At 71.5% G+C, this 20,991-nt stretch carries 29 protein-coding genes and 1 tRNA gene; 20 read left to right on the top strand and 10 right to left on the bottom strand.

The features are described 5' to 3' along the window. Positions 1–163: 163 nt before the first annotated feature. Positions 164–1,201 carry an aldo/keto reductase gene (locus SZ60_RS03880; RefSeq protein ID WP_043593856.1) on the bottom strand — a complete coding sequence of 346 codons (1,038 nt, stop codon included), beginning with the start codon at positions 1,199–1,201 and terminating at the stop codon, positions 164–166. 176 nt (positions 1,202–1,377) lie between these two features. Between SZ60_RS03880 and SZ60_RS16310 the strand changes: the two genes are divergently transcribed. Continuing rightward, complete coding sequence (locus SZ60_RS16310; protein ID WP_197073497.1) at positions 1,378–2,487, top strand: helix-turn-helix transcriptional regulator; 1,110 nt, start codon at positions 1,378–1,380, stop codon at positions 2,485–2,487. 311 nt (positions 2,488–2,798) lie between these two features. Here SZ60_RS16310 and dcd read toward each other — a convergent pair whose 3' ends face one another. Then, entirely contained in the window at positions 2,799–3,386 is a 588-nt protein-coding gene (gene dcd / locus SZ60_RS03890) for a dCTP deaminase (protein WP_043593858.1), read from the bottom strand. 49 nt (positions 3,387–3,435) lie between these two features. Here dcd and SZ60_RS03895 point away from each other — a divergent pair, with 49 nt between their 5' ends. Beyond that, entirely contained in the window at positions 3,436–4,416 is a 981-nt protein-coding gene (locus SZ60_RS03895; RefSeq protein ID WP_043593860.1) for an NAD(P)H-quinone oxidoreductase, read from the top strand. A 76-nt stretch (positions 4,417–4,492) separates the two neighbouring features. Here the strand turns inward: SZ60_RS03895 and SZ60_RS03900 are convergent, their stop codons facing one another. The 5 genes from SZ60_RS03900 to SZ60_RS03920 are packed head-to-tail and all read right to left on the bottom strand — an operon-like array spanning position 4,493 to position 6,747. Further along, complete coding sequence (locus tag SZ60_RS03900) at positions 4,493–5,098, bottom strand: hypothetical protein (RefSeq protein WP_043593862.1); 606 nt, start codon at positions 5,096–5,098, stop codon at positions 4,493–4,495. Continuing rightward, a complete protein-coding gene (locus tag SZ60_RS03905; protein ID WP_052505140.1) occupies positions 5,095–5,685 on the bottom strand; it encodes a hypothetical protein in 591 nt (196 codons plus the stop codon). The genes SZ60_RS03900 and SZ60_RS03905 overlap by 4 nt, the downstream gene beginning before the upstream one ends. Continuing rightward, the gene (locus SZ60_RS03910) at positions 5,682–6,089 is read right to left on the bottom strand and encodes a hypothetical protein (protein ID WP_043593864.1); all 408 of its coding nucleotides are present in this window, start codon (positions 6,087–6,089) and stop codon (positions 5,682–5,684) included. The genes SZ60_RS03905 and SZ60_RS03910 overlap by 4 nt, the downstream gene beginning before the upstream one ends. Continuing rightward, positions 6,086–6,277, bottom strand: a complete 192-nt coding sequence (locus tag SZ60_RS03915; RefSeq protein ID WP_043593866.1) for a DUF2273 domain-containing protein — start codon at positions 6,275–6,277, stop codon at positions 6,086–6,088. The genes SZ60_RS03910 and SZ60_RS03915 overlap by 4 nt, the downstream gene beginning before the upstream one ends. Next, positions 6,274–6,747, bottom strand: coding sequence for an Asp23/Gls24 family envelope stress response protein (locus SZ60_RS03920; protein ID WP_043593867.1), 474 nt, complete (start codon positions 6,745–6,747; stop codon positions 6,274–6,276). Before SZ60_RS03920 ends, SZ60_RS03915 begins: the two co-directional genes overlap by 4 nt. 262 nt (positions 6,748–7,009) lie before the next feature. On the opposite strand from SZ60_RS03920, the gene SZ60_RS03925 reads away from it, so the two are divergent. The 17 genes from SZ60_RS03925 (at position 7,010) to SZ60_RS04005 (ending at position 17,810) form a co-directional block, all read left to right on the top strand. Then, positions 7,010–7,564, top strand: coding sequence for an RNA polymerase sigma factor (locus tag SZ60_RS03925; RefSeq protein ID WP_043593869.1), 555 nt, complete (start codon positions 7,010–7,012; stop codon positions 7,562–7,564). Beyond that, positions 7,561–8,298: a hypothetical protein gene (locus SZ60_RS03930; RefSeq protein ID WP_052505141.1), complete on the top strand. Its 738-nt coding sequence runs from the start codon at positions 7,561–7,563 to the stop codon at positions 8,296–8,298. The genes SZ60_RS03925 and SZ60_RS03930 overlap by 4 nt, the downstream gene beginning before the upstream one ends. After that, positions 8,295–8,807, top strand: coding sequence for a hypothetical protein (locus SZ60_RS03935; RefSeq protein ID WP_043593870.1), 513 nt, complete (start codon positions 8,295–8,297; stop codon positions 8,805–8,807). Before SZ60_RS03930 ends, SZ60_RS03935 begins: the two co-directional genes overlap by 4 nt. Before the next feature lie 166 nt (positions 8,808–8,973). Next, positions 8,974–9,044 (top strand) — tRNA-Gly (locus tag SZ60_RS03940). A 170-nt stretch (positions 9,045–9,214) separates the two neighbouring features. Then, positions 9,215–10,348, top strand: coding sequence for a DUF6177 family protein (locus SZ60_RS03945; protein WP_043593872.1), 1,134 nt, complete (start codon positions 9,215–9,217; stop codon positions 10,346–10,348). After that, positions 10,338–10,760: a hypothetical protein gene (locus SZ60_RS03950; RefSeq protein ID WP_043593874.1), complete on the top strand. Its 423-nt coding sequence runs from the start codon at positions 10,338–10,340 to the stop codon at positions 10,758–10,760. Before SZ60_RS03945 ends, SZ60_RS03950 begins: the two co-directional genes overlap by 11 nt. Then, positions 10,757–11,149 (top strand): DUF6507 family protein, encoded by a 393-nt coding sequence (locus tag SZ60_RS03955; protein ID WP_052505142.1) that lies wholly within the window; start codon positions 10,757–10,759, stop codon positions 11,147–11,149. The genes SZ60_RS03950 and SZ60_RS03955 overlap by 4 nt, the downstream gene beginning before the upstream one ends. Then, complete coding sequence (locus SZ60_RS03960; RefSeq protein WP_043593876.1) at positions 11,146–13,407, top strand: TNT domain-containing protein; 2,262 nt, start codon at positions 11,146–11,148, stop codon at positions 13,405–13,407. Before SZ60_RS03955 ends, SZ60_RS03960 begins: the two co-directional genes overlap by 4 nt. Positions 13,408–13,420: 13 nt before the next feature. Continuing rightward, positions 13,421–13,756 carry a hypothetical protein gene (locus tag SZ60_RS03965; RefSeq protein WP_043593878.1) on the top strand — a complete coding sequence of 112 codons (336 nt, stop codon included), beginning with the start codon at positions 13,421–13,423 and terminating at the stop codon, positions 13,754–13,756. A gap of 15 nt (positions 13,757–13,771) precedes the next feature. Next, positions 13,772–14,071 carry an Imm59 family immunity protein gene (locus SZ60_RS03970; RefSeq protein WP_043593879.1) on the top strand — a complete coding sequence of 100 codons (300 nt, stop codon included), beginning with the start codon at positions 13,772–13,774 and terminating at the stop codon, positions 14,069–14,071. A 106-nt stretch (positions 14,072–14,177) separates the two neighbouring features. Further along, positions 14,178–14,819, top strand: a complete 642-nt coding sequence (locus tag SZ60_RS03975; protein WP_156155474.1) for a hypothetical protein — start codon at positions 14,178–14,180, stop codon at positions 14,817–14,819. A gap of 125 nt (positions 14,820–14,944) precedes the next feature. Further along, positions 14,945–15,136 (top strand): hypothetical protein, encoded by a 192-nt coding sequence (locus SZ60_RS03980; protein WP_156155475.1) that lies wholly within the window; start codon positions 14,945–14,947, stop codon positions 15,134–15,136. Between the two features lie 99 nt (positions 15,137–15,235). After that, positions 15,236–15,571, top strand: a complete 336-nt coding sequence (locus SZ60_RS03985; RefSeq protein ID WP_043593884.1) for a hypothetical protein — start codon at positions 15,236–15,238, stop codon at positions 15,569–15,571. 1 nt (position 15,572) lies between these two features. Next, positions 15,573–16,169, top strand: coding sequence for a hypothetical protein (locus SZ60_RS03990; protein ID WP_043593886.1), 597 nt, complete (start codon positions 15,573–15,575; stop codon positions 16,167–16,169). Next, on the top strand, positions 16,166–16,477 hold the full coding sequence (locus SZ60_RS03995; protein WP_156155476.1) for a hypothetical protein: 312 nt from the start codon (positions 16,166–16,168) through the stop codon (positions 16,475–16,477). The genes SZ60_RS03990 and SZ60_RS03995 overlap by 4 nt, the downstream gene beginning before the upstream one ends. Positions 16,478–16,603: 126 nt before the next feature. Further along, the gene (locus SZ60_RS04000; RefSeq protein WP_043593889.1) at positions 16,604–17,059 is read left to right on the top strand and encodes an Hsp20/alpha crystallin family protein; all 456 of its coding nucleotides are present in this window, start codon (positions 16,604–16,606) and stop codon (positions 17,057–17,059) included. 295 nt (positions 17,060–17,354) lie between these two features. Then, entirely contained in the window at positions 17,355–17,810 is a 456-nt protein-coding gene (locus tag SZ60_RS04005) for an SRPBCC family protein (RefSeq protein ID WP_043593890.1), read from the top strand. 252 nt (positions 17,811–18,062) lie between these two features. Here SZ60_RS04005 and glsA read toward each other — a convergent pair whose 3' ends face one another. Then, positions 18,063–19,001 carry a glutaminase A gene (gene glsA / locus SZ60_RS04010; RefSeq protein ID WP_043593891.1) on the bottom strand — a complete coding sequence of 313 codons (939 nt, stop codon included), beginning with the start codon at positions 18,999–19,001 and terminating at the stop codon, positions 18,063–18,065. Positions 19,002–19,178: 177 nt separating this feature from the next. Here glsA and SZ60_RS04015 point away from each other — a divergent pair, with 177 nt between their 5' ends. Beyond that, entirely contained in the window at positions 19,179–19,463 is a 285-nt protein-coding gene (locus SZ60_RS04015) for a hypothetical protein (protein ID WP_043593892.1), read from the top strand. 66 nt (positions 19,464–19,529) lie between these two features. Here the strand turns inward: SZ60_RS04015 and SZ60_RS04020 are convergent, their stop codons facing one another. Next, positions 19,530–20,606 carry a DUF418 domain-containing protein gene (locus SZ60_RS04020; RefSeq protein WP_156155477.1) on the bottom strand — a complete coding sequence of 359 codons (1,077 nt, stop codon included), beginning with the start codon at positions 20,604–20,606 and terminating at the stop codon, positions 19,530–19,532. A 23-nt stretch (positions 20,607–20,629) separates the two neighbouring features. Next, entirely contained in the window at positions 20,630–20,947 is a 318-nt protein-coding gene (locus tag SZ60_RS04025; protein WP_137847784.1) for a hypothetical protein, read from the bottom strand. Positions 20,948–20,991 lie beyond the last annotated feature (44 nt).

Here is a 20,991-nt window from a genome sequence, read left to right on the forward strand (position 1 = left end):
CGTCCGCCGGGCTGCCCTGCTCGGTCACGCGTGCCGCCGCACCGCACCGCACCGCGAGATGGTCACGACGCCAGGGGAATACCTGGCGCCTTGACCATCTCCTGGCGTCGTGTGGGGACTGCAGGAGGCGCGGTGCCCGCAGGAGGCGCACCGCACCTCCTGGTCAGCGGCCGCCGGTGATCTTGCGGTCGCGCTGGGCGACCCCTGCCGTGCCGTAGGGGTAGTCGTCGACCCGGGGTGCGCTCGCCGAGGTGAGGCGGGCGACCTCGTCGTCGGTGAGGGCCGCGGCCAGCGCCGACGAACCCAGGTTGTCGTCGAGCTGCTCGACCGTGCGGGCGCCGAGGATCACCGAGGTGACCGCGGGCTGACGCAGCAACCAGGCCAGCGCGACCTGCGAGGCCGAGGCGTCGTGCGCCGAGGCGATCGAGGTGACCGCGTCGAGGACGGTCCAGGTGCGCTCGTCCGCGTTGCGCGCCTCCCAGGCCTCCATGCCGCGTTTCGGGTCCTCGCCGAGGCGGGTGGCCCCGGTGGGCGCCTGGTCGCGGACGTACTTGCCGCTCAACCAGCCGCCGGCCAGCGGCGACCAGGGCAGCAGCCCGATGCCGGCGTCGAGCGAGGCGGGGACGACCTCGTGCTCGATATCGCGGACGAGCAGGTTGTACTGCGGCTGCAGCATGACGGGCGGGGCGAAACCGAGGGCCTCGGCGCGGCCGACGGCCTTCGTCACCTGCCACCCGAGGTAGTTCGAGAAGCCGTAGTAGCCGATCTTGCCCGCGCTGATCGCGTCGTCGAGGAACCGCAGCGTCTCGTCGATCGGGGTGAGGTGGTCCCAGGCGTGCATCTGGTAGAGGTCGACGTGCTCCACGCCGAGCCGGGTCAGCGAGGCGTCGAGGGCCTTCGCGAGGTGACGACGCGACAGGCCGACGTCGTTGGGCCCGTCGCCCATGGGGAAGCGTCCCTTGGTCGCGAGCACCACCTGGTCGGCGTCGGTGGGGTGGCTCGCCAGCCAGCGGCCGATGATGGTCTCGCTGGTGCCGGCGCTGTAGACGTCGGCGGTGTCGACGAGCGTGCCGCCTCCGGCCATGAAGGCGTCGAGGATGGCGTGCGAGGTCGGTTCGTCGGCTTCGGCGCCGAAGGTCATGGTGCCGAGTGTCAGCTCCGACACCGAGGCTCCACTGTTTCCGAGGGTTCTGTAGTCCATGGCCCGACGCTACGCGGACTGCGACCGCACCCGACCGGGCGGTGCCCTGCCCCGGGATGCGGCGCGCGTCCAGTTCGTCTGTTGGATACTCTCGGGTAGGCCACTCGACACCGACGTCGGGAGGACCACCCGGGACCAACCACCCCGGATCACCGTCCCACCCGAGGGGAACGACCGTGACGTCCACACCGCAGGCGGCCTCACCAGTCGCCGGATCAGCTGCACTCCGCACCACGCCCACGCCCACCGTGCCCGCGCACACCGCGCCCACCCGCACCACCACCGACTCGACCGCGGCGCCCCCCAGGGCGCTGCCCGTCGAGGCGTTCGTCGACCCGCGGGTCCGCAGCGTCTCGACCTCTGATCGTGAGGTCGCCCACGCGTTGATCCGCAAGAACTACAAGATCACGAGACTCGAAGGCGAAGGCCCCGAGCCGTTCACCTACAGTCGCGCCGTGTCCGGCGAGACGCGATTCGCGCTGTGTCGCTTCGAGTACCGGCGTGGCCGGCTGCTGACCGAGAGCGAGCCCGCCGGGTTCCTCGTGGCCGGCGGAGTGATGGCGGGCCGGCTGTCGCTGCGCACCCGCGACCACGAGATCCGCGTCGACCCCGGTGCCCCCTTCGCCTTTCCCTCGCACGAGGCGAAGGTCATGGAGTCGTTCGACCTCGTGCTCGGTCAGGTGCTGCTCGACCGCGCTGCCGTCGAGCGTGAGCTGGGCGCCATGCGGCTCGCCGCCCCGGGGGGCCTCCGGTCGACGGCCACCGAGGCGGTGTCCGCGGCGATGGCCCGCTACTGGTCCGAACTCGTGGTCCACGTCCACGAGAACGTGATCCGCAACGACGCGGCGATGGCGAGCTCCCTGGTGCGGGGCTCGGCGTTCCGGTCGCTCGTCGCGGCCTACCTCGAGACGTTCGAGACGAACGTCGTCGGCGTGGGCGGCGACGACGGTGTCACGCCCCTCCCGTCGACCGTGCGTCGGGCTCGCGACTACATCGAGCAGCACGCGCACGACGACATCGGCGTCGTCGAGATCGCCGAGGCGGCTCGGGTGACCCCCCGCGCCCTGCAGCTGGCGTTCCGTCGCCACCTCGACTCGACGCCCATGGCCGAACTGCGGCGGGCGCGGCTGCGCGGCGCGCACGGGGACCTCGTCATGGCCGATCCGACCCTCGGCCACACGGTCGCGGGCGTGGCGCTCAACTGGGGTTTCGCCCACGCGGGCCGCTTCGCGGCCCAGTACACGGCCGAGTTCGGGCGGTCACCCCGCGACACCCTCGAGGGGTGACGGGTGACTTTTCGCCACCGCTTCGCAACCTGAGCTTTCATTTCGTTTTTCGGACAATGCCGGGTTTGCCCGAGGAGCGGAGAGCCGCAGAATGAAATGGCCTCGCGGTGAAAGGTTCAGGACCGCGAGTCACAGCGCACGAGATCGACGTCGGGTTTCTCTCGTGTCGCCGGGGTGCGGAGGGAGTCGGGTTCCTTCCGCACCCCCTTCCCATGTGTGGGGCGGGCGTCCGTCGGGGAAGCGACCCGCGCCTCCTGCGTTCTCGACGAGCGAGGCACGAGGCACGAGGGCGAGGCACGAGCCCGTGGCGGTCAGTCGCGCGCGGAGACGTCCGTGTGCACGAAGCCCCGGAACGACCGGCTGGCGGTCGGGCCGCGCTGGCCCTGGTAGCGCGAGCCGTACTCGGACGAACCGTAGGGGTGCTCGGCGGGCGAGCTGAGCTTGAAGAAGCAGAGCTGGCCGATCTTCATGCCGGGCCAGAGCTTGATCGGCAGGGTCGCGACGTTCGACAGCTCCAGCGTGACGTGTCCGCCGAAACCGGGGTCGATGAAGCCGGCGGTCGAGTGCGTCAGCAGGCCGAGGCGCCCGAGCGAGCTCTTGCCCTCGAGACGGGCCGCGACGTCGTCGGGCAGGGTCACGAACTCGTAGGTGCTGCCCAGCACGAACTCGCCCGGGTGCAGGATGAAGGGCTCGTCGGCCTTCGCCTCGACCAGGCGGGTCAGCTCGGGCTGCTCGTCGGCCGGGTCGATGAACGGGTACTTGTGGTTGTCGAAGAGACGGAAGAACCGGTCGAGCCGCACGTCGATGCTCGACGGCTGGATCAGCGTCGGGTCGTAGGGGTCGAGGCCGATTCGCCCGGCGTCGAGTTCGAGCTTGATGTCGCGGTCGGAGAGCAGCACGCGACAAGACTAGTCAGCGCGTGCCGGGCAGCGGGGGGAGGATGGACGCATGCGTGCCATCACCGTCCCCGTGCCCGGAGGGCCCTCCGCCCTCGTCGTCTCCGAGGTGGCCGAGCCGGTGCCCGGCCCCCGGGAGGTCGTGATCGACGTCGCCGCCGCGGGCGTCAACCGCGCCGACGTCAACCAGCGTGAGGGGCACTACCCGTCGCCCGCCGGGGCGCCGTCCTGGCCCGGGCTCGAGGTCAGCGGCACCGTCGTCGCGACCGGCGAGCACGTCACCGCCGCGGCCGTCGGCGACTACGTCGTGGCCCTGCTGCCGGGCGGGGGCTACGCCGACCGCGTGCAGGTCGACGAGGGCCTGGTGCTGCCCCTGCCGCGAGGCGTCGACCTCGTCGAGGCGGCCGGCCTGCCCGAGGCCGTCGCCACGGTCTGGTCGAACGTCTTCATGAGCGCCGGGCTGAAGCCGGGTGAGACCCTGCTCGTGCACGGCGGCGCCAGCGGCGTCGGCTCGATCGCCATCCAGATGGCCGTGGCGCTCGGCTCGACCGTCTACGCCACCGCCGGGTCCGCCGACAAGACGTCGTTCTGCGAACAGCTCGGCGCCACCCGCGGCATCGACTACAAGACCGAGGACTTCGTCGCGGTCGTCGACGAGCTGACCGAGGGCCGCGGCGTCGACGTCGTGCTCGACCTGGTCGGTGGCGACTACATCGCCCGCGACGTCGAGGCGCTCGCCGTGAACGGCCGCGTCATGGTCATCGCGGTGCAGGGTGGTGCGTCGGCCACCATCGACCTGTCGCGCCTGATGGCGAAGCGCGGACGGGTCTGGGCGACCACGCTGCGCGCCCGCCCGCTCGACGAACGCCGCGCGATCATGGCCGAGGTGCGCGAGCACGTCTGGCCGCTGGTCGAGGCCGGTTCGGTGCGGCCGGTGCTCGACAGCGTCTACCCGCTCGAGTTCGTCGCCACGGCCCACAAGCGCATGGAGTCCGGCGGGCACAGCGGCAAGATCCTGCTCGCCGTCCGCTGACGCCCGGCCCGACCGAGGAGGCGCGGGTCGCCTGACCGAGGAGGCGCCGGTCGCCCGACCGAGGAGGCGCGGGTCGTCAGGACACGCGGCTGTCGGCTCCCTTGCGCACCGCCGAGGCCCCGGTGATCTCGACGAGCACGGGGACGGTCTCGCCCAGCACGCGGTCGAGCCCGCGGGCGACGTCGGACGCCGCGGCGACCACGGGGGCCGGGGACGACCCCGCCGTCAGGCGCACGCGCACCTTGAGGGCCGGTCGGCCCGTGACCGTCCACGCCGAGACGCCGACCGCGGCCACGTCGCGTCGGTCGCGGAGTGCGTCGGTGATCGCGGTGTCGGCGAACGAGCTCGACACGGCGATCGAGCCGGCCGGGTCGTCGTGGACGACCACGCTGTCGGTGCGACCGTGCCCGTGGGTGAAGATCGCGACGACGAAGACGATCACCAGCAGCAGGCAGAGCAGGGCGAGGGCCAGCGGCAGCCAGCTGCCGCCCGTCCCGCCGGTCGGGTCGATCGGCGTCGTCGCCACGGCGTCGTCGACGGCCGACGACGCGGGCGACAGCAGGTCGCGCAGCACGCCGCCGCCGGGCAGGGCGACGATCACGAGGAACACGCCGACGGCCAGGGTCACGAGCCCGACGACGAACAGGAAGAGGCGGTTCGCGAACCGGTTGCTGGAGGTCATGCGCCGAGCCGTCCCTGATCGGTGGTGCGGACCCGGGCCGACAGGGCCGGGCGGTAGGCGACGGACTCGAGCTCGGAACGGGAAGCGGCTTCGACCGCGCCGTCGTCGACCGCGAGGCCCGAGGAGGGCGTGAGGTCGATCTGCGCCCGGCGTCTCGAGACCCAGGCCGAGACCTGCTGCTCGGACAGGCGACCCGACGTCCGGGCGGTCCGGGCGAGGGACGACGCGATGACGCGGTCGTCGACCACGACCGCCACGCGGTCGTCGTCGATGGTGTGGCGTCCGCGACGGCCGGCCGTCACGGCGAGGCCGATCAGGACGAGACCCACGATCGCCGCGACGACACCCGCGCCGAGCACGAGGCCCGAGGTGCCGCCGCCGTCGACGGACGAGGTCAGCGTCGCGAGGACGTCGACCGGGGAGAAGAGCAGAGCCGGTCGCCCGAGCGCGGCGTAGACGGCCTCGACGCCGACGTACCCGACGGCGAGTGTCAGCAGCACGAGCACGACGATGGTGCTGCCCGAGCGTGACGAGTGCAGCTCGCGCCGCAGGACGCGGCGGTACAGGCCGGGGTCGATCCCGCTCACGAGGTGTGCCCCGTCCGCTCGAGACGGCTGCCGCTCACCGTCACGTCGACGCGGGACACGGTCCGCCCCGCGAGGTCGGCGACCCGGCGGGTCAGGGTGGACTGCAGGTCGCGCACGACGGCGACGACCCCGCCCTCGGGCATCGTCATGGCCTCGGAGAGCATGGGCACGCGCACCGGCGTCGAGACGCGCAGGGCGAGGCGCCCGGCATCGTCCGCCGCCTCGACGCGGACGTCGGCCCGACGGACGCGCAGGGTCTCGGCGACGACGGCCGTGGCCACCTTCTGCAACACCTTGCCGGGGATGCTGACGTGCCCGGCGACGACGGGGTCGGTGCGGCGGACGTCGTCGGAGACGGCCGGCGTGCGCTCGACGGCGGAGGAGGCGGTGGTGGCGGCGGTCATGACGACGAACGCCGTCCGCGCAGGGCGTCGAGAAGGCCCTTGACGTCGGTCTTGCCCGAGATCACGCGTCCGACGAGCGCCCCGACCGCGATGAAGACCGCGACGAGGACGAGACCCCAGAAGCCGAAGGCCAGGGCCGAGACGGCGAGCACGGCGCCGACGGCCATGCCCGTGGTGGTGGCGGTCACGAGACGCGGCTCTCGCGGGTGGAGTCGGCGTCGGCGTCGGCGTCGTCGTCACCGGGGATGTGGACGTCGTCGATCGCGACGTTCACCTCGGCGACCTCCATGCCCACGAGCTGCTCGATCGTCCGGGCCACGGCCGCGCGCACCTGCTCGGCGACCGTGTGCATCGGAGCCGGGTACTCGACGACGATCGTGACGTCGGCGGCGACCTGGGTCTCGCCCACCTCGACGCGCACGCCCTGACCGAGGTCGGTCGTGCCGATGACGTCTCGCAGGGCACCGAACGCGCGAGCGGTGCCGCCACCGAGGGCGAAGACGCCGGGCACCTCGCGGGCGGCGATGCCGGCGACCTTGGCGACGACGCCGTCGGCCACGACCGTCCTGCCCGGCGTGGTGGTCGTGCTCGGGACGGTGCTGCCCGGGACGGTGCTGCTCGGGACCGTGCTGCGGGGGGCCGTGTCGGCGGGTGCCATGGGTGACTCCTTCTCGTCGTTCGAGGTGTTCGATGCGGGCCGTGTCGATGCCACCCTTCGGTCCTACCCGATGGGGGGTGCCGAGGGCGGACACCGACGCGCCGGAGAACCGGTACCGGTTCAGGTGGTTCCGGTGTATCCAGGGATGAGACGCGTTGCGGGGCCCGAACGTCACGGAACGCGTCGGTACTCATCCACGGGTCGTGACCCGCGCCTCCTCGTCCCGAGGGCCCGGGCGAACGCAGCAGCAGAGGAGGCGGACATGGCGGCGGACCTGACCGAGGCCACCGACGCCGTGCTCGCGTCGCGCGCCGCCGAGGGCGACGAGCGGGCCTTCGAGGTGCTGCTCCGACGCCATCTGGGGCTGATGACGGCGTACGCGACCCGGCTGACCGGTTCACGAGCGGACGCGACCGACGCGGTGCAGGAGGCGTCCATCACGATCTGGCGTGAACTGCCGACCCTGCAGACGCCCGCCGCGGTCAAGGGCTGGATGATGCGCATCGTGTCGCGCAAGGCCTTCGACCTGATTCGGTCGCGCCGCCTCACCGACGACGTCGACGACCTCGAGCTGCCGGCGGCGACGCCCACGACCGATCCGGAACGCCGGGCGTCGTCGAACGACGCCATGGAGGCGCTGCGTGCGGCGCTCGCGCGGCTCCCGGCCAGCCAACGGCGGGTGTGGGCGCTGCGTGAGGTCGGTGGCGAGTCGTACACCGAGATTGCCGAACGGACCGGCACCACCGTGACCGCGGTCCGGGGGCAACTGGCCCGGGCCCGAGAGACCCTGACCCGCGAGATGGAGGCCTGGCGATGAGTGACCGTCCTCACGGCACCGACCACGCCCACGAAGACCCGACCCCGCCCGACGTGCCCGTCGACCTCGGCGAGGCCGTCGACCCGGGCGAATCCGTCGACCCGGGCCGGGCCATCGACCCGGGTGCGACTGTCGATGCCGACCCGGCGCCCGGCGAGGTCGTCGACGCTGCCGACGACGGGGTCTCGCCCGAGCGACTCGTCGACTACCTCGACGCCGGTCGGCAGCCCTACGACCCCGAGATCGAGGAGTCGCCCGAGGCCCGGGCCCAGCTCGCCGCCCTCGAACGCCTGCGGGCGATGGGGGCCCGACTGCTCGAGTCCGACGCCGAGGCGAGCCCCGCACCGGACCCGAGCTGGATCTCGGGCGTGATGGACCGCGTGCGACTCGAGTCGCGGGCCGGGCGACAGATCCCGCTCGCCTCGATCGACGAGCGGTCCACCCTGCACATCACCGAGGGCGCGGTGCGGGCCCTCATCCGCGAGGCCGGCGACGGGGTCGACGGCGCCATGGTCATCTCGTGCACGATCCACGGCGACGTCAGCGTGCCCGGGGCGCTCGTCCGGGTCGAGGTCGTCGTCAGCGGCCTGTTCGGCGAACCCCTGCCCGCGCTCGCCGAGGCAGTCAAGTCGGCGGTGTCGTCGAGCCTGTCCCGTCAGACCGAACTGACCCTCGAGAGCGTGGACGTCGTCGTCGACGACGTCCACCTGCAGAGCGAAGGAGGCGCGGCATGAGCGACGAGGACGGCCTGCGGGCCCCGATCAGCCCGGCCGACCTGTCCCTGCTCGCCGCCGAGCTCGGCGAGATCGCGGCGTCGGTCGACGGCGTCGTGCACGTCCGGGCCCGGCCCGGATTCGGCAGCGTCGTCCGCTCGGCCCTGCAGGGGTTGAGCGCCGTCGTCGGTGGCGGAGGGGTCGTGGGTTCGACCGTCCAGAGCGACGCCTCGATCGCCGGAGCCACGTCGACCGCTACCGGCGTCCCCGCCTCCGAGATCCCCGAGGCCGAGCGCGCCGACCCGGCCTCCGCCGAGGCCGCCGCTCCCGGCCGACCCGTGCCGCTCGTCGGCATCGCCGTGGCCGACCTCGAGACCCGCATCACCCTCGACATCGCGGTCGACGAGAGCGGCTCCGGCCCGCTCGTGGCCCGTGCGGTCGCCCAGGCGCTGCTCGACCGGGTGAGCGGGGAGCCCGTTCCGCCGGCATCGGTCGACCTGCGCATCGTCTCGGTCGCGACCGGGGCCTGAGCGCGCCTCCTGCCGGTGGTGCGCGGTGTCGCACCGCCTGATGGACGTCGCACCGTCGACTTCGGCGGTGCGATGTTCATCCGGCGGTTCCACACGCTCGGCAGGGCACAGGGAGCACGGGAGGCGCGGGCCGCTATAGTGGTCTGACGCGCCTCCGAGGCGCCGCGCGAGTGTAGTTCAATGGTAGAACTTCAGCTTCCCAAGCTGATAGCGCGGGTTCGATTCCCGTCACTCGCTCTCTTGTTCTCTTGAATGACGTGACGCGACGGCCGGGCTGACGGCCTGGTCGCCACCGCCGTCAGGTCTCTTCCCGCGTCATCGGGGTACGCGCCCGTGGGGCGTTCGGCCGACGGCGGCCGGGAGCGCCGCCCGCGTACGATCGACGTCGACGCTACCGGGGGGAAGCCATGACCGACGATGCCACGACGACCGTCTCGTTGCTGCACCCGATGCTCGACACGCACGGGCCCGGCTGGGTCGAGTCGCGGTCGAGCAAGCCCGTCGTCGGGGTGTCGAGCGGCCTCTCGGCCCTGTTCGTCGACTGTGCCGGGCCGGGCACCCGCGTCGCTCTCGTCACCGACCCCGGGTCGCGGCTCACGTACTCGCTGTTCCACCTGCTCGACGTGCTCGGCGGGGTCTGGCTGACCCGCGCCTCCGACGGTTCGTTGCGTCGGGCGATCACGCTCGAGCCGGTGCGCTCGCCGGCGCACGGGCTCGGCGTGACCGAGGACGGCTACCCGCTGCCGCAGGACGAGGCACCGTCGGCGGTCCGGCTCGACGAGGGGCGCACCGTCGACCCCGACGCCGTCCCGTGGACGCAGCTCGCCGTCGTCACCCACCACCGGGCCCGGGCCGAGGCCCGACTCGGCGGGACGCTCGAACGACTCGTCGAGGCCCTCGCGCCGGGCACGCGGACCCTGTGGGGGACGACCGAACCGGCCACCACGGCCTGGGACCGCGACTTCTTCACGGCCGCCGCGCGCAGCCGCATGCCCTCCGAGACGCGGTTCCACGTGGCCGGCGGCGGCGCCTCCGGGCCGAGGTACCGGGGCTGGGTGCGCATCGCGCGCAGCGACGACGGGGTGATCGAGGAGACCCGGATCGTCGTGACCGGTGCCGTCGCGCCCGGTGTCGTCGCTGACGCCCTCGCCGACGTGGCCGGTCGACAGCAGGTCCTGCTCGCCACGGCGTGGTCGATGTCCGGCCGGGCCGACGGGACCCTGTCCGCCCACGACCGGGTGGCGCCGCAGCCGCTCGCCGCCGTCGTCGGGGCGCGGAGCGTGCGCGGCATGCAGCTGGACGTCGAGGGCCTGGTCCGCCGGGTGGGTGGACGGGTGCTCGGGTCGTCGCGGACGCCGTCTGTGCTCGTGTCGTTCGACGAGGGGCCGGCCGGTGACGCCGAGGTCGGTGGCGGTGCTGGTGCTGTCGACGGTGTCGCCGCCGCTGCTCGCTGGCACCGGTTCGCCGACGCGGTCGAGGTCGTCGGCGCCGACGAGATCCTCGCCGCGATGACCCCGCCGGGGGTGCACCGTGCCTCGTGAGTACACCGTGGTGACGCCCGAGCCCGTGACCGCCGTCGACGGTGCCCGCGCAGCCGCCGAGATCGACCCGTATCTCGGCCTGGGCAAGCTCTGGAACGGCGGCGGGCTGCAGATCGCGACCGACGACGGGCTCGTCCTGGCCATCGTGCGCAGCACCTACGTCGAGGACCCGGCCGACGCCTCCGTCCTGCTCGGGGTGGACGTCGCGGCGGGCAGCTGGCTGACCGAGGCGTATGCGCCGGGGACCGACCCGGTGTCGGACGCGGTGGTCCAGGCGCTCGTCCGCAACACCGGGGGGCGCGTCGTGGTCGAGGCGGTTCCGGGTGGGCCGAGGCCCGCGACGGCTGCGCCCGTGACGGCTGCGCCCGCGACGGGTGCGCCCGCGCCGACCGACGAAGGGGCACGCTCATGAGCTCGTGGTCGATCTCGCCCAGCGGGGTGCAGGCGGTCCTGGCCGACGTCCAGGTCTCGGCCGGCGAGCTCGGCACCGCGGCCGGAGGCCTGGAGACCGGTCACGAAGAGCTGAGCGGCGGTGTCGGCGACCTCCTCGTGGGCGTGGCCAACGCAGTGCTCGGGTTGATCGAGTCCGAGGCGACGACCCTCACGTCGGTGGTGAACCGCATCGAGTCGTGCGGCACCGGTGCCGCCGAGGCGACCATCGCCTACGTCGCCGGCGACGAGGAGATGGCGGCGAACGCCCAGTCCGCTGCCGTGACGGCGGCCGCCGAGGCACCCGCGCTGGCGAGCGAGCAGAGCGCCGCCGGCATCCCGCCCGTCTCCACCCCGGGGGTGCCCCGATGAGCCCCTCGCTGATCGTCCCCGGTGCGATCCCCGGCGTCACCATCGACCCGGCGGCGATCTCGACGTCCGCCGCCACCTTCCGCAGCACGGCGACCGCCATCGCCGAGAAGGGTGCGGGCGTCGTCACCTCCTGGTCCGGGCTGTCGGGCGTCTACGCGGCGCCCGAGGCCGAGCAGTTGTTCGTCGCCATGGACCCGGTCGGCACGAGCACGCAGACCCTCGGTGACACGTTCGGCCAGGTCGCGACGTTGCTCGACGACCTCGCCACGGCCGTCGCCGCGCCCGTCGCCCGGCTCAAGGAGCTCGTCACCGAGGCCGAGGCCTTCACCGCCGAGGTGTCCGGCGGCGTCACCTACAGCACCGAGAGCTACAACTCGTACATCTCGAGCGGCCCCGACGAGACCACGGTCGAGTGGTACGACCACATCCCCTCGCGCAACCGCAACGACGAGTTGCTCGGCGAGGTGAACGCCGAGGTCGCCAAGATCGACGCGGCCCGAGCCGAGTGCGAGAACGGCATCAACGCGTTGCGCACCGACCCGATGTGCTTCCCCGAGCAGGTCGGCCTGTCGGCCGAGCAGCTCGACTCGATGAAGGACCTGCCCTACGGCGCCCCGGGCGACCCGCACAAGACCTGTTCCGAATCGATGGGCACGGGCCTCGGCATGTTCATCGCCGAGGCGGCCTACGGCGCCGGTGCCCTGGTGGGTTGGGACATCCAGGGCGGCACGGGCGTCACCAAGGAGTTCGGACTCAAGGCCTGGGGCGGCCTGCTGCAGGGGCTCGGGGCCATCGCGATCTCGGGTGTGCCGATGCTCGCCCTGGCGTACGCCCCTCCCGGCACGGTGCCGGCGGCCGCCCAGCCGGCCGTCGACTGGTACCGCACCACGATCGAGGGCGTCACGCAGGGCATCGTGGGCACGCCCGAGATGTACGACGAGGACCCGGTCGCGGCCGGCACCTACGCCACCCTCGGCGTGGCCTCGTTCTTCGTCCCGGTCGGAGGCGCAGCCGTCGGCGGGACGAAGGCGGCGACGGGCCTCGCACGGCTCGGCGGCGCCGCGGAACGAGCTGCGCTCCGTGCCCCCGAGGGTTCCCTGTCGCGGATCGGCCTGACGCACGCGGGTCACGCCCTGAACGCCATGTCGGAGACCACGCGTCTGTTGACCGGAGGGCACGGCGAGGCCGGTCGCGGGCCGGACGCCGCGCCCTCGCGGTTCGACGAGCAACTCACCCGCCTCGACGACGTCGTCGGCGTCCGCGCCGACGGCCTCGCGCCACCGCCCACGCGCGTCGACGGCCCCGACACGACGCCCGGGCCGGTCCGTGGTGACGACGCGTCCGCCCCGCCCGTCCGCGACGACGCGTCCGCCCCGCCGGTCCGTGACGACTCGTCGGCCCCGCCGGTCCGTGACGACGCGTCCGCCCCGCCGGTCCGCGAGGACGCGTCCGCCCCGCCGGTCCGCGAGGACGCAGGAGGCGCGGGTCACGCCGACGACGCCCCCGCGGCCGACCAGCCCGGTCACGCCGACGGCGATGCCGGAACGGGTGGCTCGGGCGGCGACGCCCCCGCTCAGCCAGCCCCGGTCAAGGACGCCCCGACGGGTCCGATCACCGACGCCACGGGGACGAGGGACCTCACCCCGATCATCGACGGTAGCTCGATGACCCGTGACCAGCTGGCCGACTACCTGGACGTGATGGACCCCAAGGCGGGTGCGGCGTTCCGGGACGAAGGCAAGTGGCCGATCGAGCAGCAGGTACCTCGCGAGACCAGCTTCCTCGGGCCGGACGGGAAAGTGTGGTGGGACAAGTTCGCACCCAAGGAAGGGTTCGTGCGGCATGAGGACGGTAGCCCGGTCCTGACCCGCGACCCGGACATCCCCGTAGGTTCGATCATCGACCGCGAGGGTCCGGGCGACGGCCGGTTCACCTCTCCGCTCCTTCCGTCTGGGGAAAGCGTGCCGCACAGCTGGCGCGCCCTCCCGTGGGTCGAGGACACGGTCCACAGATACGAGGTGACCGGCGATCTGAACGACATCCGAGGTGCGTACGATCGATCGACCGATCCCGACGCCAAGGCTGCCGTAGACGTCATCATGGAGAGGTACACCATGAGCTGGGACGACGTCCATGTCCAGGCCGGAACGATAGCCACGGCCTTCGGGGAGCGGGGTGGCGGCATCCAGTACCGCATGCCCCTCGGCGTCGATCTCTTGATCGGGCTCGGCCTTCTCAAGGACATCACCATCACGTGAGGACGGAAACGACATGACGACGCTCGAGGCTGCTGTGGCCACCATTGAGGCCGAAGGGCTCGACAGATTCCCTTACGTGATCGGCGACGATCACGGCAGCTCGACGAACGCTCTGGTCCTCACCCAACAGGATGGCGTGTGGACTTCCTTCTCCACGAACGAGCGGGCCGGTGTCGAGGAGACCAGCATTCGCACCTACGAAGACCTGTCCCGCGCTCTGGACGACTTCCTGCGTCTCATGCGGCTGAGGGCAGACGAGGATGCGCTCATGTCGCGCATCAGGGAGAAGAACAGGATCGCCCACGAAACGTGGCAGCAGTCGCAGGACGGCCGGCTCGACCGGGCTTGACAAGGAGCCGTCTGAATGAGCGGCAGGGAATCCTTGGAGTCGCAGGTGCAGGCCCTCGGGCTCGGTCATCTCAATTACGTGATCGGTGATCCTGAAGCGAGCAAACCTTACGCCCTCGTCATCGCCAAGAAGGCTGAGATCTGGAGCACGTTCTACGTCGATGAGCGAGGACTCGTCGAGGAGCAGAGCGTTCGGACTTACGGCGATCAGGAGGCAGCGAGCTCGGATTTCATTCGCCTCTTGCGAAACATGGCACGAATCGCAGAAATCCGTAAAGAGCGGGCAGCCCGCGGCCGGGCCGATGGGCAGAGTTGACGAGTTGGTCCAGTGGCCGGAGCTTTCTGCGTCATGCGTTTGTCGGACCGAAAACACCGGACGTCGACGAGATTGGACGACATTGGAGCCCCCTGACGCGCGCGACGTGAACGGACTCCGAGCAGAAGTGGAAGCGGCCAATTTCGGGCATCTGAATTTCCTCATCGGCGACACCTCGCTGCGCGTTCCGGGTGCGCAGGTGGTCGGGCAGATCGACGGGGTGTGGGTGACGTTCTTGCGCGACGAACGAGGTCTCGTGGAAGAGCTGACCCTCGTCGAGCATCCGGATGAGCGCTCTGCCGTGACGGAGTTCATGTCGCAGCTGCGGAACCTCGCCCGGTTGGAGGAGTTGAAGGCCCTCCTCGAGGATGATGGTCTCCTTCGCTTCGACCACGTCATCGATGGTGACTACACGGGAGGATCAACTGCCTCCTCGAGGAGATCCATGACTGACGGCGACTCGAACACTCTGGCCTCGTTGCCGAACCGCGTGAATCAACTCGGGCTCGGGTACCTGAACTTTCTGATCGGTGACGGGGAGACACAGCGTCCATACGCACTCGTCATCGCCCAGGGCGAAGATGGCTGGAGCACCTTCGTCAGGGATGAAAGAGGGCTGACCAGGGTCAAGAGCGTCCGGACGTATCCGGACGAGCGGTCGGCAGTCGAGGGGTTCCTCGTTCTGCTCGACGGCATGGCGCTCGTCAAGCGGCTTCGTTCCGAGGCCGCGGCTGAGAAGGACGTCTAGCCGGTGCTCGAGGGCTGATGAGTAGGACCGACGTGGACGGACTGAGAGCAGGAGTGGAAGCGGCCGGGCTCGGGCACCTCCGTTTCCTCATCGGGAACACGTCCCTGCCCGTCCCCGGCGCGCGCGTGATCGGGCAGATCGACGGGGTGTGGGTGACCTTCCTGCGCGACGAACGAGGTGTCGTCGAAGAGCGGACACTCGTCGAGTATCCGGATGAACGCTCTGCCGTGACGGAGTTCATGTCCCAGTTGCAGAACGTCGCCCGGTTGAAGGAGTTGGAGGCCCTCCTCGACAAGGGCCTGGAGCCCCATGACTGAGCGTGCCCGGCGAGAAGGAGCGGACGTCGTGCAGCCATGTGACGAGACCCTGGCCGTCCTCGAGGCAGAGGATCGACGACCGCCGAGGGGCCCCAGGGGATGACGACACTCCAAGAAACGGTCGCGACGATCGAGGCCGAGGGGCTCGACAGGTTCGCCTACGTGATCGGTGATGATCACGCCATTTCGGCGGACGCCCTGGTCCTGACCCGACGGGACGGCGTCTGGACCTCCTTCTCGACCAATGAACGTGCCGGTGTCGAGGAGACCAGCGTTCGCACGTACGAGGAACTCTCCGACGCTCTGGACGACTTCCTGCGTCTCATGAGGCTGAGGGCCGACGAGGACGCACTCATGTCGCGCATCAGGGAGAAGAACAGGCTCGCCCACGAGACGTGGCGGGCGTCACGAGACGACCCACCGGGGAAGGCCTGACATGGCGACGATCGAATCGGTGCACGCCGTCATGGCGGCAGAGGGACTCGACGACCTAGGACACGTCATCGACGGTGACCCCGCGAACAGGACGGACTGCCTCGTCGTCACCCGACGCGACGATGCCTGGGTGTCCTTTTCCACCGACGAGCGCGCGGCGGTCGTCGACGGGAGCGTACGGACCTACCCGAGCGAGTCCGAGGCCCTGGAGGACTTCCTCGTCCTGCTCCGGCTGAAGAAGCTCCTCCGCGACCTGCAACGGGAGCGCGACCTCGAGCGCGTCGAACGTGCGTCGATGACCGACCTCGCGTCGCTGCCTGCGCAGATGGAGGCGGAGGGCTTGCACCGCGTCCGTGTCGCTCTCGGTGACGTGTACCTCAGGCGCCAGGACTGTCTCGTCGTGGCGCGACGTGACGGCGTGTGGAGCACTTTCTACGTCGACGAACGAGCTGCCGTGGAGGAACGGAGCCTGCACACGTTTCCCGACGAGGTCTCGGCCGTGGCCGACTTCCTCGACCGTCTGAGGTCCCAGCATCGCAAGCTCGAGATCCGGGACGAACTCCGAGACCGACGCCGACGAGCAGGAGAACCGTCATGACGATGGTCGCGCGCACCCTGGCCGCTCTCCGAACCCAGGTCGACGCCGGCGGACTCGGCCACCTGAATGCCGTCATCGGGGACGCCTCGACGCAGAAGCCCTTCGCGCTCGTCCTCGCTCGACGGGACGAGGTGTGGAGCACCTACTTCCTCGACGAGCGAGGCCTCGTCGAGGAACAGAGCATCCGCACCTACGACGACGTCGAGGCAGCCGCAGCCGACTTCCTCCGGTTGCTGGGCAACCTGGCCCGCATCGAAGAGATCGATGCCGAGCTGGCCGCCCGTCGGCAGGCGCAGCGTCCTCAGTGATCTCTCGGCAGGGTTCAAGCTGCGTTTGAGGTACGAAACGCTGGTCAGAGGTACATTCGTGTCGTCAACGAGCCGGGGCCACCTGGTCCCGGGTGATACCGATCAACCGAAAGGGGACTCTTCATCATGGCCATGTCTTTCGATCCTTTCACCGAGCTCGACCGCCTCACCGGTGCCCTCACGGGCCTGCGGCAGGGGCCCAGGGTCATGCCGGTCGACCTCTACCGCGACGGCGACCGCTACGTGCTCAACGCCGACATGCCGGGCATCGACCCGGGGTCGGTCGACGTCGACGTCGACGGCCAGCTGCTGACCATCCGGGCCAACCGCACGCCCGACACCCGCGACGGCGTCAAGTGGCTCGCGCAGGAGCGGCCGCACGGCTCGTACCTCCGCCAGTTCAGCGTGGGTGAGGGCATCGACTCGAGTCGCATCACGGCCCACTACGACAACGGCGTGTTGTCACTCGTCATCCCGGTCAGCGAGAGGGCGAAGCCGCGCAAGATCGAGGTCGTCTCGGGCCAGGCGCACGAGAACGTCGACGCGATCGACGCGTCACCGGCCCGCGACACGGCGAGCTGACCCTCTCGGCGCCCACGCCGTCGACCCCGGTCACCCCGTCGACCCCGACCACCCCGTCACGATCCGTCGTGGCGGGGTGGTCCCGTTCCGGCGGCGTCACCGCTCGACCGCTCCGCCCCTCTGCGGCTGCCGCGCGAGTACTGTGCGGCGCCCCGATCGGCCGTGTCACCCGCCACCTGACCGTTGCCTCCGCACGTGGGCGAAGCCGACCCGCGCCTCCTACCGTTCACGACAGGGCACGGCGCCGACTCGGCGCCGCCCATGAATTCTGAACACCGTCAGCAAGGAGTGCACCATGGCACAGGCCATCGAGACCCTCGACGTCAACGTCCCCGTCAGCGTCGCCTACAACCAGTGGACCCAGTTCGAGTCGTTCCCGAAGTTCCTCGACGAGGTCGAGTCGATCACCCAGACCACCCCCACCCTCACGGTGTGGAAGGTCAAGGTCGGACCGGTCGAGAAGACCTTCGAAGCCGAGATCACCGAGCAGCACCCCGACGAGCGCGTCGCCTGGAACAGCACGGGCGGCGAGGTCGACCACGCCGGCGTCATCACGTTCCACAAGCTGAGCGACGACGTGACGCGCCTCACGGTGCAGATCGACTGGACCCCCGAGGGCTTCCTCGAGAAGGTCGGCAACACGCTCGGCGCGGACAACCACGCCATCAAGAAGGACCTCAAGAACTTCAAGGAGTTCATCGAGCGCGAGGGCAACGTCGACGGCGCCTGGCGCGGAGACGTCCAGGCCTGAGCCCGGGCTCGCCTCGCCCCTCCGGGGTGTGCAAATCGCGACAATTCGCCGGTTCTCCGGGTACGACGCCACCATGTGGCGGCGTGTCGGACGGCAGTTGTCGCGATCTGCACGTCCGGGGGCGTGCGCGCGGTCGGGTTCGGACCGGCAGGAGGCGCGGCTCGGCACAGCAGGAGGCGCGGCTCGGCAGAGCAGGAGGCGCGGCTCGGCCGAGCAGGAGGCGCGCGTCGGCAGGGCGGCCCGTCGCGCCGCTCAGCCGCCGAAGCCGAACGAGTGCAGGTCGTGCTCCTCGCTCAGTCGACGGCTCAGCTCGGCACCGCGGACGCTCGTCCCCTGTTCGTCGATCGGAGGGCTGAACACCGCCGCCCCGAGTCGGTTCGGCGCCGACAGGACGATCGCCCCCGACACGCTCGACTTCGCCGGCACCCCGACGCCGCGCATCCAGCGGCCCGACCCGTCGTAGACCCCGCAGGTCGCCATGACCGACACCACGTCGCGGGCGACGCGGGCGTCGACGACCTGCTCACCCGTCACGGGATTGCGCCCGCCGAACGCGAGCGTCGCGCCCATCACGGCCAGGGCCTCGGTGTCGACCAGCACCGAGCAGGCCCGGGCGTAGAGCGCGACCGCGTCGTCGGCCGTGTGCTCGAGGCTGCCTTCGGACCGCATCAGGTGCGCCAGCGCGTGGTTGCGGTCGCCGTGCAGCTGCTCGGACTCGCTGACCTCGCGGTCGTAGTCGAGCTCGCGCCCTGCGAAGGCCCCGAGGCCCGCCAGGATGCGCGCCGTGCGCTCGTCGCAGGTGTCGCCGTCGACCAGGGCGGCCGTGAGCAGGGCTCCGGCGTTGACCATCGGGTTCGGCGGCCGGCCCGTCCCGCCCTCGAGCTCGATCGCGTCGAACGCCTCGCCGGTCGGCTCGATGCCGACCGCGTCGAGCGCCGCTCCGCCGGTGTCGGCGAGGGCCAGGGCGAAGAGGAACGGCTTCACCGCCGACTGGATCGAGAACGCGTGACCCGAGTCGCCGGACGCGACCACCTCGCCGGTGGGCCGCACCACGGCGACCCCGAAGAGCTCGGGGTCGGCCTCGGCGAGCTGGGGGATGCTGTCGTCCACCGCGCCTCCTCGGGTCGAGAGGACGGAGGCGCGAAGGGCCTCGAGGGACGCGGCGTCGGACGACGGGATGGGGGACGGCATCGTTCCACCCTGACAGGCCGAGGCCCGTGCGTCCGGGCGTGCAGGAAGCGACCGGGGCCCGGGTCGGGGTACAAGGATCACGCCGGGCCGTCGGAGTCAACCCCTCCCGCTGTCAGGTCGCGTGTCTACCGTGCACCTCGTCGGACCGCATCGGCGCGGGCCGCGAGAGAGGCGACCATGCTGAACGACGGTGGGGGACGCCGGTCGGGCACGGCCTGGCCGGGGCGGGGCCCGCTCGCCAGTGCCCTCGACCTGAGGCTCGACGTGATCGGCCGCGGCCGCTGGCGCATCGTCGACGTGCGCCGGTCGGAGCGCGGAGCCCTCGTGGTCATCGGATCGGTCGCCCAGACCGAGGCGGGTTACGAGCTCACCCTCGCCGCGAACCCCGGTCGCCGCCTCTGGTGCACCGACCTCTCGAGCGCCCTCGACACCGTCGTGCGGGCATCGTGGAGCCGCCGCTGACCCGAGGAGGCGCGGGTCGCCTCCGTCAGGACCGCCGCCGACCCGAGGAGGCGCAGGTCGCGTCGCTCAGGACGCCCGGCGCACCAGCGCGGCCGGCCGCCACCAGGTGACGCTCCGCCAGGCCCACTCGACCGGTCCGTACACGAACCGGGCGAGCCAGAGGCGGCTGAGCACGGACTGCAGGGCGATGAGCCCGACGCTGATCGCCACCCCCGGCACGACGCTCGTCATGTGCCCGAAGTCGACCACGAGGGCGAGGACTGCCACGACGATCGCCGCGACGACGTAGTTGGTCAGCGCCATGCGGCCCAGCGGCTCGAACACGGCGGCGACGACGCGGCGGGCGGGGGTGCGCCAGAGCAGGGCGAGGGCGGTGGCGTAGGCGACGGCCATGACCAGCCCGGCGATGCCGCCCGGCGTCGAGAAGCGCGGGTCGCCCGGGGTCGTGGCCTGCCAGAGCAGGGCCGGCACCGTGAGCACCGCGGCCGCGGCGAAGACCAGGGCGACGCCGCGCCCGGCCGACTCGAGCACGCGGGGCAGGCCGCACGCCGCGGCGCCCGCACCGAGCAGCATGAGGCCGGGGGTCGAGACGAGCCCGCCACCGGTCAGGGCGTAGGCGGCGACGGTCAGCGCGGCACCGAGGGCCAGGGTCGCCCAGCGCGGGGCGAAGACGACGATCGGCAGCACGACGAGGCCCACGACGCCGTACTCGAGCAGCACGTTGCCGGGGTAGACGAGCATGAGCAGCCCGCCGATCGCGACGAGCCCGACCAGGCGGCGCACCATGACGAGCGCGGGTCGGGGCGAGCGCGACCGGGCGCCGGCGAGCACGAACCACAGGCTCATGCCGAAGAGGAACACGAAGATCGGCACGAACCGGGTCTGCACCGTGAGGTACAGCAGGTCGCGCGCCGGGTCGTCGACCGGGCCGGCGTTCTCGATCGCCAGGTCGATGCCGAGGCGGGTGATGTCGAGCGTGTTGACCAGCAGGATGCCGAACAGTGCGAACCCGCGCAGCGAGTCGACGAACCTCCAGCGGGTGCCGGGGGTGGGTGGGGAGTCGACGGCGGGCGCAGCGGAGGTCATGTGCCCAGCCAAGCCGACCCGCGCCTCCTGGTCGTCCCCCGCGGTGATGGTGCGCATCCACCTGAAGTATCAGATGTGGGTCAGGTGAGCTTCCACTCGGCGCGGTACTCGTCGCAGGTGAGCCGGTCGAGGTCCGCCTCGATGTCGACCTTCGACTCGTCGGCTCCGGTGAGGCCCTGCGGAGGCAGACGGTGGATCTCGCGACCGGTCGAGCGCTCGCGCACGACGACGTCGAAGCCCGGCCACTCGCCCTCGAACGAGCCGACGAAGAACGCGACGACGACCGAGACGAGCCACCGTCCGGCGACGAGCAGCCGGGGCCGCCGGGTCGTGACGATCTCGGCGTGCCACACCGAGGAGGCGCGGGGCGCGTCGTCAGGGCCGGTCACTGGGGGCATGCCCCGAGGCTAGCGGCGGGCTCGGCCGTGCCGCCTCCGTCGCC

Origin of the sequence: Frigoribacterium sp. MEB024, from assembly GCF_000878135.1 — a bacterium.
GTDB lineage: Bacteria > Actinomycetota > Actinomycetes > Actinomycetales > Microbacteriaceae > Frigoribacterium.

Bases quoted from the DNA above. Each gene is read 5' to 3' on its own strand.
- SZ60_RS03880 (WP_043593856.1), bottom strand. From the start codon at position 1,201: ATGGACTACAGAACCCTCGGAAACAGTGGAGCCTCGGTGTCGGAGCTG.
- SZ60_RS03895 (WP_043593860.1), top strand. From the start codon at position 3,436: ATGCGTGCCATCACCGTCCCCGTGCCCGGAGGGCCCTCCGCCCTCGTC.
- SZ60_RS03900 (WP_043593862.1), bottom strand. From the start codon at position 5,098: ATGACCTCCAGCAACCGGTTCGCGAACCGCCTCTTCCTGTTCGTCGTC.
- SZ60_RS03910 (WP_043593864.1), bottom strand. From the start codon at position 6,089: ATGACCGCCGCCACCACCGCCTCCTCCGCCGTCGAGCGCACGCCGGCC.
- SZ60_RS03920 (WP_043593867.1), bottom strand. From the start codon at position 6,747: ATGGCACCCGCCGACACGGCCCCCCGCAGCACGGTCCCGAGCAGCACC.
- SZ60_RS03925 (WP_043593869.1), top strand. From the start codon at position 7,010: ATGGCGGCGGACCTGACCGAGGCCACCGACGCCGTGCTCGCGTCGCGC.
- SZ60_RS03930 (WP_052505141.1), top strand. From the start codon at position 7,561: ATGAGTGACCGTCCTCACGGCACCGACCACGCCCACGAAGACCCGACC.
- SZ60_RS03935 (WP_043593870.1), top strand. From the start codon at position 8,295: ATGAGCGACGAGGACGGCCTGCGGGCCCCGATCAGCCCGGCCGACCTG.
- SZ60_RS03945 (WP_043593872.1), top strand. From the start codon at position 9,215: ATGACCGACGATGCCACGACGACCGTCTCGTTGCTGCACCCGATGCTC.
- SZ60_RS03955 (WP_052505142.1), top strand. From the start codon at position 10,757: ATGAGCTCGTGGTCGATCTCGCCCAGCGGGGTGCAGGCGGTCCTGGCC.
- SZ60_RS03960 (WP_043593876.1), top strand. From the start codon at position 11,146: ATGAGCCCCTCGCTGATCGTCCCCGGTGCGATCCCCGGCGTCACCATC.
- SZ60_RS03965 (WP_043593878.1), top strand. From the start codon at position 13,421: ATGACGACGCTCGAGGCTGCTGTGGCCACCATTGAGGCCGAAGGGCTC.
- SZ60_RS03970 (WP_043593879.1), top strand. From the start codon at position 13,772: ATGAGCGGCAGGGAATCCTTGGAGTCGCAGGTGCAGGCCCTCGGGCTC.
- SZ60_RS03985 (WP_043593884.1), top strand. From the start codon at position 15,236: ATGACGACACTCCAAGAAACGGTCGCGACGATCGAGGCCGAGGGGCTC.
- SZ60_RS03990 (WP_043593886.1), top strand. From the start codon at position 15,573: ATGGCGACGATCGAATCGGTGCACGCCGTCATGGCGGCAGAGGGACTC.
- SZ60_RS03995 (WP_156155476.1), top strand. From the start codon at position 16,166: ATGACGATGGTCGCGCGCACCCTGGCCGCTCTCCGAACCCAGGTCGAC.
- SZ60_RS04000 (WP_043593889.1), top strand. From the start codon at position 16,604: ATGGCCATGTCTTTCGATCCTTTCACCGAGCTCGACCGCCTCACCGGT.
- SZ60_RS04005 (WP_043593890.1), top strand. From the start codon at position 17,355: ATGGCACAGGCCATCGAGACCCTCGACGTCAACGTCCCCGTCAGCGTC.
- glsA (WP_043593891.1), bottom strand. From the start codon at position 19,001: ATGCCGTCCCCCATCCCGTCGTCCGACGCCGCGTCCCTCGAGGCCCTT.
- SZ60_RS04015 (WP_043593892.1), top strand. From the start codon at position 19,179: ATGCTGAACGACGGTGGGGGACGCCGGTCGGGCACGGCCTGGCCGGGG.
- SZ60_RS04020 (WP_156155477.1), bottom strand. From the start codon at position 20,606: ATGCGCACCATCACCGCGGGGGACGACCAGGAGGCGCGGGTCGGCTTG.
- SZ60_RS04025 (WP_137847784.1), bottom strand. From the start codon at position 20,947: ATGCCCCCAGTGACCGGCCCTGACGACGCGCCCCGCGCCTCCTCGGTG.